This is a genomic window from Pseudomonas jilinensis, assembly GCF_003586265.1.
Lineage (GTDB): Bacteria > Pseudomonadota > Gammaproteobacteria > Pseudomonadales > Pseudomonadaceae > Halopseudomonas > Halopseudomonas phragmitis.
In genome coordinates this window covers 54606-70265 of the sequence record NZ_QJSA01000003.1, presented here as the reverse complement: position 1 = coordinate 70265, position 15660 = coordinate 54606, and the positions used below count along the sequence as shown (strand labels likewise).

Here is a 15660-nt window from a genome sequence, read left to right as displayed (position 1 = left end):
ATATGCCACCTATACGTTTGTAGCGCTTATCTTTCATGGAAGGAATTTTTATTGTGGACACAGGGCTGTGTTCTCTGGTTGCTATTGCGCGATTTCATCAACTGCCGGCTGAACCTGAGCAGTTGGTTCACCAATTTGGTTTGCCGGGCAAGAATTTTACTAACGCTGAAATCTTGCGCGCTGCCAAAGCGTTGACACTCAAGGCTCGAAAACTATCCCCTGATCTAGCAAGCCTGAACGACAAGGTGTTACCTGCTATAGCTCAAGCCAAAGATGGAAGCTATTTCATCTTAGCCAGGTTAGCAGGGAGTAGTGTTGTTTCTGAAGGTAACACTGCTGAGGCTACTGCCCTCATTCACGACTTGCGTGAGCCGTCGCCAAAGGTTGTGAGTGTCTCTGAGCTAGAGACTCTCTGGAGCGGCGACGTGATTGTTTTGACCCGGCGTACTGGTTTGGGTGAAAGCCTGACCCAGAAATTCGACATTTCCTGGTTTATCCCGTCGCTGGTGCGTTACCGCAAGCTGTTTGGCGAAGTGTTGATTGCGTCCTTTTTTCTGCAGTTGTTTGCCCTGGCTACACCTCTGTTTTTTCAGGTTGTCATGGACAAGGTGCTTGTCCACCGGGGCTTCACCACACTGGATGTCTTGGCTATCGGATTTTTTGTGGTGGTGGTGTTCGAGGCGTTGCTTGGCGGGATTCGTAACTACATCTTCAGTCATACAACCAACAGAGTGGATGTCGAACTTGGTTCCCGACTGTTCAATCATCTGCTGAGCTTGCCGCTATCGTATTTCGAGTCGCGACAGGTGGGGCAGAATGTGGCACGGGTCCGCGAGCTGGACACCATTCGCAACTTCATTACCGGCACAGCTCTGACGCTGGTTATCGATCTGTTCTTTGTGTTCGTATTTATTGGGGTCATGTGGTACTACAGCCCGACTCTAACCTGGATAGTGCTGGCGAGCATTCCCGCCTACGTCATTCTGTCGGTTTTCATTACCCCGATACTGCGTCACAGACTTGATGAAAAGTTCAAGCACGGTGCTGCTAATACTGCATTTCTGACCGAATCTATCACCGGGATCGGTACGGTTAAGTCGATGGCGGTGGAGCCGCAAATGCGTCGCAAGCTGGAGGATCACTTGTCCAGCTACGTGCATGCTTCATTTCGTAGCAGCAACCTCAGCAACGTGGCCAATCAGGTTGCTGGCCTGATCAACAAGCTCATGACCTTGGGGATTATCTGGTGGGGTGCGCATCTGGTGATCGGTGGTGAAATTACCGTTGGCCAGCTGGTTGCTTTCAATATGCTTGCGGGTCGGGTCAGCGGCCCAATTCTCAAGCTAGTGCAGCTCTGGCAGGATTTCCAGCAGGCGGGGATTTCGATTCAGCGCCTTGGTGACATCCTCAATAGTCCCCGTGAGCCAGGCTTCAATCCCAATCGCTCAAGGCTCCCTGCAGTAAAGGGGGCGGTTTCATTCGAGCAGGTAAATTTCCGTTATCGTCCGGACGGGCAACTGATACTAAAGGGGGTTGATCTGCATGTGCGCCCTGGTGAGGTGATAGGTGTCGTCGGGCGTTCCGGCTCCGGCAAGAGCACGCTGACCAAGCTGGTGCAACGTCTTTACGTGCCGGAGTCAGGGCGAGTACTTATTGATGGTGTTGATCTTGCGATGGTCGATACAGCCTGGCTGCGCAGGCAGGTAGGCGTGGTATTGCAGGAGAACTTTCTGTTCAACCGTAGTATCCGGGAAAACATTGCGCTCGTAGATCCATCGATTCCAATGGATAGGGTCGTAATGGCGGCCCGTATGGCTGGGGCACATGAATTTATCAGCGAACTGTCTGAGGGATACGACACGCTGGTTGGAGAGCAGGGCAGCAATCTGTCGGGCGGTCAGCGCCAACGTCTGGCGATAGCCCGGGCCTTGCTCAACAACCCGCGCATCCTGATTTTTGACGAAGCTACAAGTGCCCTTGATTACGAGTCCGAGCGGATCATTCAGGACAATATGGCACGCATCTGTCAGGGCCGCACGGTATTCGTGATCGCTCACAGGTTGTCTACCGTCAAGCAATGTAATCGGATCATTGTTATGGATAAGGGGCGTATCGTTGAGCAGGGCAGCCATGATCAGTTGATCGACAGTAATGGTTACTATGCTCGATTGTACAGCCATCAGAGTCACGCTCCTGCGCTTAAGAAGGTGGCGGGAGATCAAGATCTACAGCATGTCGAGCGTCCGGGTTTGCAGCGTCGCCCAAGGGTGGATATATGAGCCTGTTACAGGCAACGCGAGAAGCCTGGCGCAGCCGTGACAAACTCGGTGATGGCAATCAGGCAGCAGAGCTGGCTGCGTTTCTGCCAGCGGCTCTGGAAATCCAGGAAACACCTCCCAATCCCCTGTATCGCTGGTTGTCACTAAGTCTGTTGGTGTTGTTCACCCTTGGTTTGCTCTGGGCTTGCATCGGAAAGGTAAATATTGTTGCTACTGCTGAAGGGAAAATCATCCCGAGTGCAGGGGTGAAGCAGGTACAGCCGCTGGAGAAGGGGACAGTACAGGCCATTTTGGTGAGGGAGGGGGAGCGGGTCAGAGCTGGTCAGCCTTTGGTGGAACTGGATGCCACCTTCACAACGGCAGACAAAAATCGCTTGCAGACAGAGCTGCACAGTACTGTTTTACGACATGCGGTGAATCAGGCTTTGCTGAAATTGGTTGAGCAGCCTGAAGGTCAGACCATTATTCCAGACCTGCAAACCCTGGAATTGCCGGAGTTGAAGGTACTGCCTGAACATGAACAACTGCTGCATAAACGGTTGGTTTGGCAGAAGTGGCAGGAATACCGGGCACAGCAACAGTCGTTATCCAGCGCCCTGACTCGGGTCAGGGCCGAGCAGGCTATGACCCGAGAGGTAATTACCAAGCTGGAACAAACGCTACCTATCGTCAGCAAGCGCAGCGACATCTTCAAAGGCCTGTTCGAGAAATCTTATGTCTCCGAAAACGAATACATGCTGGCTGAGCAGGAACGCATCAGCCAGACCCAGGACCTTGCTGCGGAAAGGCAACGCCTGCACCAATTGAAAGCATCGGAGGAGGAAGTGGCTGAGCAGGCCAAAGCGTTTGCCGCAGTAACCAGCGCAACCTTGCTGGCTGAAATTGCAGACCAGCAGCGCATGCTCGCCGTGCTCGAGGAGGAGCTGACCAAGGCTCGCGGGGCCAACGAACGGCAGGTGCTTTATGCGCCAGTTAACGGAAGGGTGCAGGATCTTGCGGTAAATACCGTTGGTGGCGTTGTGATCGAAGCTCAACAACTAATGCTGATAGTTCCTGAAGAAGAACAGTTGGAAGTGGAAGTTTTTCTTGAAAATAAGGATATCGGTTTCGTGGGTGAGGGAATGCAGGCGGAAATAAAGGTGCACACCTTCCCGTTTACAAAGTACGGGGTTGTTGATGCGGAAGTTGTGAATATTTCGGACGATGCAACTGTTGATGAAAAGCGTGGGCTTATTTATCGCATGCATCTGCGCATGCAGAAAAATACACTGTTTGGTGAAGGTAGAGAGGTAAGCCTGCAGCCCGGTATGGCGGTAACGGCGGAGGTGAAGACGGGTGATAGAAGGGTTGTCGAGTTTTTTCTGTCGCAGTTGGAACGAGCTACGAAGGAAAGTGTTCGAGAGCGATAGGTCAAGGCTCGAAGCAATGAGAAAAGTGTTAAATAGGCTCCAATATGAGAAATAAATCACAGCGAGCGGAAAAATATGGAATTTATCCTGTCCTTCTTGATGGAGGTTTTTTTTTACGGTATAGGGTACTGGTTTCTCAAGGCTGTGACTCTAGGTAGATTTAGCGATAAAAAAGTTAGTTTGTATGTGTCATTGGTTGGTGTCGCTGTATTTGTAGCTGTCGTGTTGGTATTGTATTTTATTATATGGAGATAAGGATGGATATTGAAAGGATTATAAAAAAACTTGGAGTTACTGCGGCGCTAAATGCAATTTTGGGGCAGAAGGTTTTTGGTGTAGGAGCTCTTTTTCATTCCGAAAAGATTGGTGGCTATGCAAATCCAAATTATATAGATGGCTACACGTTTAATGTGGCAGATGGGGTTTGGTATAAATCCCCTCCCGCGCCGGCCTACGGTCAGTACGGCTGGTTCTATCCTGCGCCTGCCGATGTTAATTCTGAGCTTAGCAGGTTGCGTGAAGTTCGTATACAGCACAATATATTGGAAGGGTTATCGCCTTTGGCTCCTTATATGTACACTGTGAGCCCTGATGTTAATGGCTACTTTAGGGGTGCGTTTAACACGGTATCTCCAATAGTTCTTGATCTTGATGGGGATGGGTTAGAAACATACGGAGCCAACTGGGATTCTCTATTTGATCATAATGGTGATGGCATAAGACACGGTTCCGGATGGGTAAGGCCTGATGACGGCTTTCTAGTAAGAGATGTTAATGGAAACGGCGTTATAGATGATGGTGCAGAGTTGTTTGGTGAGAACACGCTGCTGGCCGATGGTACTAGAGCAAAGGATGGGTTTGAAGCGTTGCAGGCTGTTGACTCAAACGGCGATGGTAAGCTGGATGCTAATGATGATGTTTGGTCAGATCTACGGATATGGCGCGATTTCAATGGAGACGGAATCAGTCAAGAGGATGAGCTTTTTACTCTTGAGGAAATAGGTATAAAAAGTATTAGTACTCAGTCAGATGGGGTGCGCAAGGATTTAGGTAATAACAATCACGTTGATGGCTTTGGCAGTTTTGAGTGGGATGAAGAGCGTGGTGGTGGGCAGGGGGTGATGGGCGATGTGTATTTTGAGGAGAACAAATTTTATAGGCAGTTCGCCGATAGATTAGAAATTCCTGAGGAGCTGTGGGGGTTGCCGGATATGGCGGGGTCCGGTGCCGTGAGAGATTTGCGGGAAGCTGCGACCTTGAGTTCCGAGTTGGTCGATAGCATTAAAGATTATGCTGGTGCATCAACCCGCTCTGAGCAGTATGCTTTGGTTGGTGGGGTAATTCAGAGTTGGGCAGGGACAGCTGATTTTCGCACATTTGATCAAAGGGTGTCCGATATGAATACGGACACTATCAGTTTCAAATTTTCTTATTCTTGGGAAATTCCTGACACTGGCCTAGTCGGTTCAGGTGGCTCTGGTGGTTCGACAGTGGTTGCGCCTGATGGTGGTTCAGGTCCTACTGCTGCGCAGTTGGAGAAAAAAGAACTGCTTGAAATGATTCGGGTGCTTGAGGTCTTCAATGGTCAAGAGTTCTTTAAGTTTTCATCTGCAACAACGACCACATCCTCAACGGTAAGCTTTTCTTTTCTGGCAGGTAGCCAGGGTAGACGAGGAAGTGCGGCACTTGCGAGTGGTCGTGAAATTTATGTGACCGAAGAGCACTTCCATTTCGGGCCTCAACAAGAACGGAATATTCGAGCGGCTTATGCGTCTCTAATGGATTCTGTTTATAACGGTTTATTGTTGCAGACGCGGTTGTCTGATTATCTAAATGAAGTTGGTCTAAATATAAGCGTTGAAGGCGGCATAGCTCTGGATTTTGGCAGCGCTTACGCGCTGCTTGCAGATAGATATGTAGATGACCCGGTCAACGCCATTGTTGATCTTGTTGAGTTGAATACCCGTGTGCTTAGTATGCCTGGTTTTGGTAAGACAGATCCTGGACTGGTGGCTGAATGGATAAGAGAGCTCGATGAAGCTCAGCTTGCTGCACTCAGGTCTGAAATTGGAGTTGTAATTGGTGGTGATAGTGGTGAAACCTTAACCGGGAGCTCCTCGGTGGACGTCATTATCGGGGGAGCAGGAAGAGATAGCCTGAACGGTGGTGACGGGGCAGACTATCTTTTGGGCGGAGATGAAAGAGATATCCTGCGCGGTGGAGCGGGTAATGACTTTCTTTATGGCGGGGCAGGCAACGATCAGTTGTATGGGGATGCCGGTGACGACATCCTCGACGGCGGTGCCGGCGATGACCGACTGTACGGTGGAGCGGGTAACGACACCTACCTGTTCGGTCGTGGCGATGGCCATGACACCATCTACAACGATGACGTGGCGGACCGTAACAACCCGGACAGCCATGACCGCCTGTTGTTCAAGGAAGGGGTCGCACTGGAAGATGTCAGCTACGTGCGCAGTGGCAACAACCTGGTGCTGCGCATTGAAGGGACCAGCGACAGCGTCACGGTGAACAACTGGTTCGCCACCAGTGTGGGTAGCCACAAACTGCAATCGATCGAATTTGCCGATGGCCGCAGCCTGGACCTGGCGCAGGTCGAGATCGATGTGCGGACCATTCACGGCACCGACGGCAACAACACCTTGCAGGGTGCCGAAACCGATGATGTGCTGTACGGCTACGCCGGCAACGACACCCTGCGCGGTGGTGGCGGCAACGACATCCTGTACGGTGGCGATGGCAACGATACGCTATACGGTGATGCCGGTGACGACATCCTCGTTGGTGGTGCAGGTGATGATTACCTGGTTGGTGGTGCCGGTAGCGATCTCTATCTGTTTGGCACAGGCAGCGGCAGGGATACCATCTACAACCATGATACCGACGCCAGCAGCATTGATACGGCGCGTTTCGAGGATGTGGCTGTTGAGGATCTGTGGTTCAGTCGCTCAGGCAATCACCTGCAGATCAATGTGGCCGGAACAACCGATCAGGTGACTGTTAGCAACTGGTATCTTGGTAGTGCCTACCAGCTTGACCGGATTGAAGCCGGATCGTCTGTGCTGCTGGACTCTCAGGTTGATCAACTGGTTGCCGCAATGTCGGCCTATGCAGTGCCTTCGGGCGCTGGGAGTATACTGTCGCAACAGGTCAAGGATGAGTTGCAAACGGTACTGGCTGATACTTGGCAGCCTAATACCTGAATCAGGAAGTGAAGTAAAAAAGGGTCGCGCAAGCGGCCCTTTTCATTTCATCAGTTACCCGATTGCAAACAGAATTGCTCGATCAGCCCGCGCAGAATCCGTACCGTCGGTTCGATCCGATCCAGGGCCAGAAACTCGTCCGGCTGGTGGGCCTGGTCGATGTCGCCGGGGCCGAGAATCAGGGTCTGCATGCCGAGCTGATTGAGGTAGGGGCCTTCGGTGGCGAAGGCCACGCTGCCGGCGCTGTGTCCGGTCAGTCGCTCGCAGGCGGCAACGATCGGTGCATCAGCGGCGGTTTCAAAGGCCGGGACGCCCGGGAACAGTGGCTGATAGTCGATCTGGACCTGGCGTTCGGCGGCAATCGGTGCGAGCCGGGCGTGGATCGCTGCGCGCAGCTCGTCGCCGTCCATGCCCGGTAGTGGACGGATATCGAACTCCAGCGCGCACTTGGCACAGATCCGGTTGGGGTTGTCACCGCCGTGGATGCAGCCCAGGTTCATGGTCGGGGTCGGTACGCTGAACAGTGGGTTGTTCCAGCGTTTCTGCCAGGCGCTGCGCAGCTCCAGCAGATCACTGATCACCACATGCATGGCTTCAATGGCATTGCGCCCGAGGCTGGGGTCGGAGGAGTGGCCGGCCTGGCCGATAATGTCGATCCGCTCCATCATGATGCCCTTGTGCACGCGGATTGGCCTGAGCCCGGTGGGCTCGCCGATCACCGCATGCCGGGCCTTGGGCTGGCCGCTGGCAGCCAGTGCCCGGGCACCGCTCATGGAGCTTTCCTCATCGGCGGTGGCGAGTACGATCAACGGCTGCTGAAAGGGTTGGTCGGCATAATCCTTGACTGCTTCGATGATCAGCGGGAAAAAGCCTTTCATGTCACAACTGCCCAGGCCATACCAGCGATTGTCGGCCTCGGTCAGAGCGAATGGCTCGTAGCTCCAGCGCTCGGGGTTGCACGGTACGGTATCGGTATGGCCGGCCAGTACCAGTCCGCCGGGGCCGGAGCCCAGGGTGGCGATCAGATTGGCCTTGCCAGGTTGGCCGGCGATTGGCTGGATATCACAGGCAAAGCCCAGTTGGCCGAGCCAGTCGGCGAGCAGATGAATGACGCCCAGATTGGACTGATCAAGGTCGGCCTGGGTACAACTGATCGAGGGGGCGGCGAGCAAAGCAGCGAATTGCTGCTTGAGGCTGGGCAATGACATGGTGGATCCCTGACGGCGTAAGCTGGCTTTCAGCTTACGCCGTCAGGGCCTCAGCGTCAGCCGAAAATCCCGCTGAGGACGAAGAAGTACAGAATCGACAGACCAGCACCAGCCGGCAGGGTGATGACCCAGGAACTGAAGATGGTGCCGACCACCCGCAGGTTCAGTGCAGCGATGCCGCGCGCCATGCCAACACCCAGAACCGCACCGACCAGCGTGTGGGTGGTGGAGATCGGCAGCCCCAGGCCCGAGGCGCCAACCACGGTGGTGGCGGTGGCCAGTTCGGCGGCAAAACCGCGGCTCGGGGTCAGTTCGGTGATGTGGCGGCCGATGGTGGCGATTACGCGATAGCCATAGGTAGCCAGACCGACCACGATACCGGCGGCGCCGAGCAGCAGCACCCAGCCGGGCACCAGAGAACGGGCCGCGATTTCACCAGTCTGCAGAACGCCGACAATGGCAGCCAGCGGACCAACGGCGTTGGCCACGTCGTTGGAGCCGTGGGCGAAGGCCATGGCACAGGCGGTGAAGATCATCAGTACCGCAAAGACCTTTTCCACGCTGGCGAAATGGAAGTCCTTGTCGGCCTCCGGGTCGGCCTTGATCCGGGTCAGCAGAGCCACGCCCAGTGCGGTGATCAGCAGCCCGACCAGTACCGCCAGACCAAAACTCTGCCAGTTGCTCAGGTCCAGGCCCACATGCTTGAGGCCTTTGGTCACGGTCATCAGGGTGACGATGAAGCCGACGGCGAACATGTAGTAGGGCACGTAGCGCTTGGCGTTACGGAACGGCTCCTCGGTATCGAGGATCAGCTTGTGCACGCTCATGAAGATCAGGAAGGCGACCACCCCGGACAGGGTTGGCGAAATCACCCAGCTAGCAACAATCGGTACCACGCCGGACCAGTTGACCGCTTCCATGGAGACGCCAACGGCGCCGAAGCCGATGACCGCGCCAACAATGGAGTGGGTGGTGGAGACCGGCCAGCCCTTGATCGAGGCGATCAGCAGCCAGGTGCCGGCTGCCAGCAACGCCGCCAGCATGCCGAAGATCATCTGCTCCGGGCTGATCATGCTGGAATCGAGAATGCCGCTACGAATGGTTTGGGTAACCGAGCCGCCGGCCAGGTAGGCGCCGAGGAACTCGAAGACCATGGCGATGATGATCGCCTGCTTGATGGTCAATGCCCGGGAGCCGACCGAGGTGCCCATGGCATTGGCGACGTCGTTTGCGCCTACCCCCCAGGCCATGAAGAAACCGAAGAGGCAGGCCAGGATGAGCAGGGTAGTGCCGTATTCTGCGATAAGAGTCATAGTGAAAATCTCTGCGCGGTAGCGGGACTCAGCGAGCCATTAGCAGTTCCAGGCGGTTACCGACGCGCTCGGCGCGGTCGGCGACATCACCGATCCATTCGATGATCTGATAGAGGAACATCACATCGACGGGAGGCATGTCTTTTTCCAGTTTGAACAGCTCGGCGCGCAGTTTGACCTGCATACGGTCGGTGTCGCGCTCGATGTCTTCGAGCTCGATAACCAGTTTTTCCACCAGAGTGACTTCACGGCCGGCAAAGCCGGTTTCCAGCAGCTCGTCCAGCTCGTTCATGGCCTTGAGCGCCTGGGCTGCGGCATCGACTGAACGTTGAACGAAGACCAGAAAGGCTGGTTGCAGAGTGGCCGGGATAGTCATGTTGCGGCCCAGCATCAGGCCGGCGATATCCTTGGCGCGGTTGGCCACTTTGTCCTGTACACTGAGCAGCTCCAGCAGGTCCGAGCGCGGCACTGGCAGGAACAGGCTTTTGGGCAGATGAATCCGCACATCCTTTTTCAGTTTGTCGGCTTCGTGTTCCAGTTGCACGATCCTTTGCTGAACCTGTTCAGCCGCTTGCCAGTCGTCGGCAAATACCGCTTCGATGAAGGGCACGAGCTGCGCGGCGCATTCATGAGCCTTGGCAATATGCTGCTGCATCGGACCGATCGGTGAGCGACCGAACAGTTTGATGAAAGGATTGTTGGGCATGGCGCCTCCTGGGTTAGTGAGGCGCAAAATTATAGGTGCTGAGACCGCCAACGTCATCAAAATGCCGTGGATTGGTCATTTCTATGTCATTTTTTGCCGCGCTAACCGATGAGTGGCAAGGCTTTTTAGAGAGTCACATGGTTAAAGAAACCGAAATCAAGCTGCGCGTCAGCCGGCAAACTCTGGACGCCCTGCGCGAGCATCCTCTGCTCAATGCCCGGCGTCAGGGCGACTGGCAGACCAGTACCCTGTACAACCAGTATTACGACAGTGCCGAGCGAGCCCTGTCCACGGCTCGGGTTGCCCTGCGCCTGCGGCGTGATGGCGAGCAGTTCATCCAGACCCTGAAAAGCCGTGGCCAGAGTGTTGCTGGCTTGTCCGAGCGCAATGAATGGGACTGGTACCTGAGTCAGCCGGCGCTGGATCTGAACCTGCTGGATGACCAGTGCTGGCCTCAGGCATTGGCCGAGCTGGACAAGACGCAACTGCAGCCGGTGTTCACCACTGATTTTCAGCGGACCCGGGCAATGCTGTGCTGGGAACGGGACGGCGAATCGGTTGAGGTCGAGGCCGCGCTGGATCTGGGCAAGGTTCTGGCCGGTGAGCGTGAGGAGCCGATCTGCGAGCTGGAGCTGGAAATTCGCCAGGGCCCGGCCGAGGCCTTGCTGGAACTGGCCCATGCGCTGGCTGCCGACCTGCCGCTGATGCCTTGTGATATCAGCAAGGCCGAGCGTGGCTACCGGCTGTTCGACCCGACCAGTTACGAGCTGCGTCCGGCGTCGCCGGACTGGCAGTCAACCACAGCAGTGGATGAGGTGATCCATAATGGCGGCTGGCAGTTGTTGGGCCAGACCCAACGCCTGGCCGAACAGTATCGGCATACCCGGCAGTGGAAGCTGTTTCGTGAACTGAGCCAGCAACTGGCCGAGCTGCGAGCCTATTTCGGCGTGTTTGACCTGGGCATGCCACGCTCGGCGGCGGCGCCCTTTATCGCGCCCCTGGATGCGCTGTTGCAGCGTTTCCGACCGCTGGTGCTGGCCGGTTGGGCCGATGATCAGGACGGTCAGGCCGCCCGTGATGCGGCGCCAGAGGTGTTCGATCAGGCCATCGCCGAGCCGGCTTGGGGCCAGTTGTTCATTGGCCTGGCGTTGTGGTTGCAGCGGCGCCAATGGTGCCAGGGCCGACCGCCACGCGGTGACAAGGTCGGCCAACTGGAACTGGCGCGCTGGCTGCTGGCAGCCTGTGCCAAGGAAATTCAGGAACTGCGGGTGCCGCATGCCAATGACCCTGATGGCATGGCCAGCGAGTGGGTGGACCAGTTGCCTCGGCTCGGGCGTCTGCACTTTTTGCTGGCCAACTTCCGCCGATGGCTGGAGGTGCCCGAGGCCGACCGGCTGTACGGTGAACTCAACAAACTGCAGGCGCTGCTTGAGCAGTACCCGCTGGTTGAGGCCGAACAGCACCCGGCGCTGCTCGCCGCCTTGCGCAAACAGGGCCAGCGTGTACGCCGGCTGGATGCCTGGCGCGAACTGAATAATTAAGACTCTGGCGGTTAGCCGATCGCAAGCCGGCAATTGATCTGGAACATAAGGATAAGGGGTGTGCATGAACAGTCTGGCTGACCTGTACCTGCCTGGCCAGGAGCGGCCACTGGATCTGGCCGATATCCTCAAATTGCTGGTGGCCCAGGGCCGGCTGGATCTTGAAAGTGCCGAGCAGCTCAGCGCGCTGCGCCGCTCGGCCACCGGCGATACTGCCAAACTGCATCCGCTGGAGTTCATTGCCAGCCAGAATCCGGCTGATCTGGCTCGGCCGGATCGGACGCTGGATCTGGAAACCCTGAGCCGCTGGCTGGCCGAGGAAGCCGGCCAGCCGTTCTATCGGATCGACCCGCTGAAAATCAACGTCGCGGCTATCACCCCGCTGATGTCCTTCGCCTTTGCCCAGCGGCACAAGATTCTGGCTGTCGAGGTCAACGAACGCGAAGTCACCATCGCCAGCGCCCAGCCGTTTGTCACCAGTTGGGAGCCGAACCTGCACCATGTGCTCAAGCGCGAGATTCGCCGTGTGGTGGCCAGCCCAGCGGATATCCAGCGCTATTCGGTCGAATTCTACCGGCTGGCGCGCTCGGTTAGCGGTGCCAATGCCAGCGATCAAAAGCTCAGCGCGGTCGGCAACTTCGAGCAGCTTTTGAACCTGGGCAGCATGAGCCAGGAACCGGACGCCAACGACGCTCACGTAGTAAATATTGTTGACTGGCTGTTTCAGTACGCCTTCGAGCAGCGTGCCAGCGATATCCACATCGAGCCGCGGCGCGATACCGGTAGCGTCCGGCTGCGCATCGACGGGGTATTGCACACGGTCTATCAGTTCCCGTTGCAGGTCGCGGTGGCGGTGGTCAGCCGGCTGAAAACCCTGGGCCGGATGAATGTGGCCGAGAAGCGCAAGCCGCAGGATGGTCGGGTCAAGACCAAGTCGCCCCAGGGCAACGAGATCGAACTGCGCTTGTCGACCCTGCCGACCGCCTTCGGCGAGAAGATGGTGATGCGGATCTTCGACCCCGATGTACTGCTGCGCAGCTTCGATCAGCTTGGCTTCTCGGCGGAAGATCAGCGCCGTTGGCAGGGCATGGTGACCCAGCCCAACGGTATTGTGCTGGTCACCGGTCCGACCGGGTCGGGCAAGACCACCACCCTGTATACCACGCTCAAGCAACTGGCGATCCCTGAGGTCAACGTCTGCACCATCGAAGATCCGATCGAGATGGTTGAGGACAGCTTCAACCAGATGCAGGTCCAGCACAATATCGAGCTGACCTTCGCCAGCGGGGTCCGGGCCCTGATGCGGCAGGACCCGGACATCATCATGATCGGCGAGATCCGCGATCTGGAAACCGCCGAGATGGCGATTCAGGCGGCGCTGACCGGTCATCTGGTGCTGTCGACCCTGCATACCAACGATGCGCCCAGCGCGATCAGTCGACTGATCGAGCTGGGGGTGCCAGCCTACCTGTTGCGCGCCACTATCCTCGGGGTCATGGCCCAGCGCCTGGTGCGCACCCTGTGCCCGCATTGCAAGGCTCCGACCGAGGTCGACGCCGATGCCTGGAGTGAGCTGACCAAGCCCTGGAATGCACCATTGCCAAGCCAGGCACACAAGCCGGTAGGTTGTCCGCAATGCCGGGAAACCGGCTACCGCGGGCGCGCCGGGGTGTACGAGCTGATGCCGCTGAGTGATGGCCTGCGGGCGCTGATCCAGACCGACACCGATCTTAGTGCGCTGCGTCGTCAGTCCTACAAGGAAGGGATGCACAGCCTGCGCTTGTCCGGTGCGCAGAAGGTTGCCGCCGGGTTGACCACCATTGAGGAGGTGTTACGGGTGACGCCGACCAGCCAGCAACGTTAGAGGGGTTCGGGTAGAATGGCGCCGATCAACCGGAGCCTGCTATGAACTACCGTCACAGCTATCACGCCGGCAACCATGCCGATGTCCTCAAGCACGCCATCCTGCTGCGCATGCTGCAACTGTTGCAGCGCAAGGAGGCGCCACTGTGTTATCTGGACAGCCATGCTGGCACCGCGCTGTATGACCTGAGCGGCGAGCAGGCCGGTAAGACCGGCGAGTATCGGGACGGGATTGGCCGGTTGTGGTCGCGTGAAGACTTGCCGGCCCTGCTGGCCGGCTACCGCGAGGCAGTGGCTCGACATAACCCCGATGGTCAACTGCGCCTGTATCCGGGCTCACCGCAACTGCTGGCCGATCATCTGCGCGAGCAGGATCGGATGATCCTCAGTGAACTGCATCCCGAAGATGCCGCGACCCTGAAACAGCATTTTGCCGCTCAAGCGCACATCGCCGTGCATCAGCGTGACGGCTATGAACTGCCCAAGGCTTTCCTGCCGGTGGCGGAAAAGCGGGCGCTGTGGCTGCTCGACCCGCCCTTCGAGAAAGGTGATGACCTGCAGCGCTGCGTTCAGGCTATTCAGACCGGCATCCAGCGCATGCGTCAGACCGTGGTCGCCTTGTGGTATCCGATCAAGGATGAACGTCAGCTCAAGGCGTTCTACCAGCATATGGCCGAGGCTGGTTTGCCCAAGGTGTTGCGGGTGGAACTGAGTGTGCGGCCGACCGACACCAGTCTGGGGCTCAATGGTTCGGGGCTGATGCTGGTCAACCCGCCCTGGCCGCTGTGGGAAGAACTGGAGCAGGTGTTGCCGTGGCTGAGCGAGACACTGGCGCAGTCCGGTCCCGGTAGTTGGCGGATGGACTGGCTGGCCGGCGAACCCTGACGGTTCACCGTACCAGCCCGCGCCGGCGTTTTCAGGGGGCCTTCAGCTCTCCAACTGGAACTTCAGCCCGGCATGTTCCTGCAGACGCTTGATCAATTTGTCGCCCAACGCCGGGGCGGTGGTCCAGATCCCGCCGGGCGTGTCTAGGGCATCGCGCACCAGGCACAACGCGCTTTCGGCAATCATCCGTGAGGTTGAACCATAGCCTGGGTCACGCTGGCCGCTGACGCTGGCCTTGAGCGTGCGCCCGTCGGCGCTTTCGCCGATGAACAGTACATCGTAGAAGCCATTTTCACGCTCTTCCTTGCTCGGCCCTTCGCCGGGCTTGGGAGCCTTGTCGCTGGCCAGCGAGCGGTCGCCAGCAACAGCCTCGGCAATTTTCTGTCCCTGCTCGCCTGGGCCAGTGAGGATCATTTCGTCGTAGACGAAGTCCTGGCCGTAGGCATGCTTGAGCAGAAAGTTGGAGCGGTGCACATTGCGAGTATTGATCGCCGCCATGACAAAGGGCGCAGCCCAACTGCCCAGCGTTTCATCATATTCCGGCTGGCTTGCTGGTGGCTGGGCCGGGCCACTGAAGCCGGGAGCCAGGGCGAAGGGGTTGGTCAGCAGGGCGCGGACCTCGGGGTTTTCCTTGGCGGCAACCAGGGTTGCCTTGAGGCTGGCGGCGGTGCCGCCGGAAAAGGTGCCTTTCATCTTGCGTACCCGGCCCTTGATCCGCGGCAGCGGTGCGCCGAGCTGCTGGCGCGCATGCTGCTGCAGGAACCAGACCCCCAGGTCGAAGGGAATTGAGTCGAAACCGCAGGAAAAAACGATGCGTGCCCCGGATTGCCGGGCGGTGGCTTCATGGGCGTCGATCATCTGGCGCATCCAGGCCGGCTCGCCGCACAGGTCGACGTAGTCAGTACCCTGGGCGGCGCAGGCGGCGACCAGCTCCGAGCCGTAGAGCTGATAGGGGCCAACCGTGGTCAGCACTACCCGGGTACGGCTGACCATGGCTTTGAGGCTGGCCGGGTCGCTGGTGTCGGCCTGGATCAGAGGGATGTCTGCGGGTGCGGCGATTTCGTCACGCACGGCGGCGAGCTTGTCCAGGTTGCGTCCGGCCATGGCCCAGCGTAGCTGGCTGTCGCCGGCATATTCCTGACTCAGGTATTCGGCTACCAGACGGCCGGTATAACCGCTGGCGCCATAGACGATGACATCGAATTCACGAGTGCTTTGCATCTGGGAGATCC

General features: G+C 57.4%; 10 protein-coding genes. 6 read left to right on the top strand and 4 right to left on the bottom strand.

The annotated features are described in order from the left end of the window. The first annotated feature begins 35 nt into the window (after positions 1-35). From C2846_RS03850 to C2846_RS03835, 3 genes are all read left to right on the top strand, one after another. Entirely contained in the window at positions 36-2279 is a 2244-nt protein-coding gene (locus tag C2846_RS03850) for a type I secretion system permease/ATPase (RefSeq protein ID WP_165443750.1), read from the top strand. Then, positions 2276-3688, top strand: a complete 1413-nt coding sequence (locus C2846_RS03845; protein WP_119700729.1) for an HlyD family type I secretion periplasmic adaptor subunit — start codon at positions 2276-2278, stop codon at positions 3686-3688. The genes C2846_RS03850 and C2846_RS03845 overlap by 4 nt, the downstream gene beginning before the upstream one ends. A 257-nt stretch (positions 3689-3945) precedes the next feature. Continuing rightward, positions 3946-6912, top strand: a complete 2967-nt coding sequence (locus tag C2846_RS03835) for a calcium-binding protein (protein WP_165443749.1) — start codon at positions 3946-3948, stop codon at positions 6910-6912. A 50-nt stretch (positions 6913-6962) separates the two neighbouring features. Here C2846_RS03835 and argE read toward each other — a convergent pair whose 3' ends face one another. From argE to C2846_RS03820, 3 genes are read right to left on the bottom strand one after another with little or no spacing between them, the layout of a single operon-like run. Beyond that, on the bottom strand, positions 6963-8120 hold the full coding sequence (gene argE / locus C2846_RS03830) for an acetylornithine deacetylase (protein ID WP_119700726.1): 1158 nt from the start codon (positions 8118-8120) through the stop codon (positions 6963-6965). Between the two features lie 56 nt (positions 8121-8176). After that, the gene (locus C2846_RS03825) at positions 8177-9433 is read right to left on the bottom strand and encodes an inorganic phosphate transporter (RefSeq protein ID WP_119700725.1); all 1257 of its coding nucleotides are present in this window, start codon (positions 9431-9433) and stop codon (positions 8177-8179) included. Positions 9434-9461: 28 nt separating this feature from the next. Beyond that, complete coding sequence (locus tag C2846_RS03820) at positions 9462-10139, bottom strand: TIGR00153 family protein (RefSeq protein ID WP_080049481.1); 678 nt, start codon at positions 10137-10139, stop codon at positions 9462-9464. A gap of 137 nt (positions 10140-10276) precedes the next feature. On the opposite strand from C2846_RS03820, the gene C2846_RS03815 reads away from it, so the two are divergent. The 3 genes from C2846_RS03815 (at position 10277) to C2846_RS03805 (ending at position 14428) form a co-directional block, all read left to right on the top strand. Then, positions 10277-11680 (top strand): CYTH domain-containing protein, encoded by a 1404-nt coding sequence (locus C2846_RS03815; RefSeq protein WP_119700724.1) that lies wholly within the window; start codon positions 10277-10279, stop codon positions 11678-11680. Between the two features lie 64 nt (positions 11681-11744). Continuing rightward, positions 11745-13544 (top strand): type IV pilus assembly ATPase TfpB, encoded by a 1800-nt coding sequence (tfpB, locus tag C2846_RS03810; protein WP_119700723.1) that lies wholly within the window; start codon positions 11745-11747, stop codon positions 13542-13544. A gap of 41 nt (positions 13545-13585) precedes the next feature. After that, positions 13586-14428, top strand: a complete 843-nt coding sequence (locus C2846_RS03805) for a 23S rRNA (adenine(2030)-N(6))-methyltransferase RlmJ (RefSeq protein ID WP_080049484.1) — start codon at positions 13586-13588, stop codon at positions 14426-14428. 42 nt (positions 14429-14470) lie between these two features. Here the strand turns inward: C2846_RS03805 and C2846_RS03800 are convergent, their stop codons facing one another. Then, positions 14471-15649: a saccharopine dehydrogenase family protein gene (locus tag C2846_RS03800; protein WP_080049485.1), complete on the bottom strand. Its 1179-nt coding sequence runs from the start codon at positions 15647-15649 to the stop codon at positions 14471-14473. Between the last annotated feature and the right edge of the window lie 11 nt (positions 15650-15660).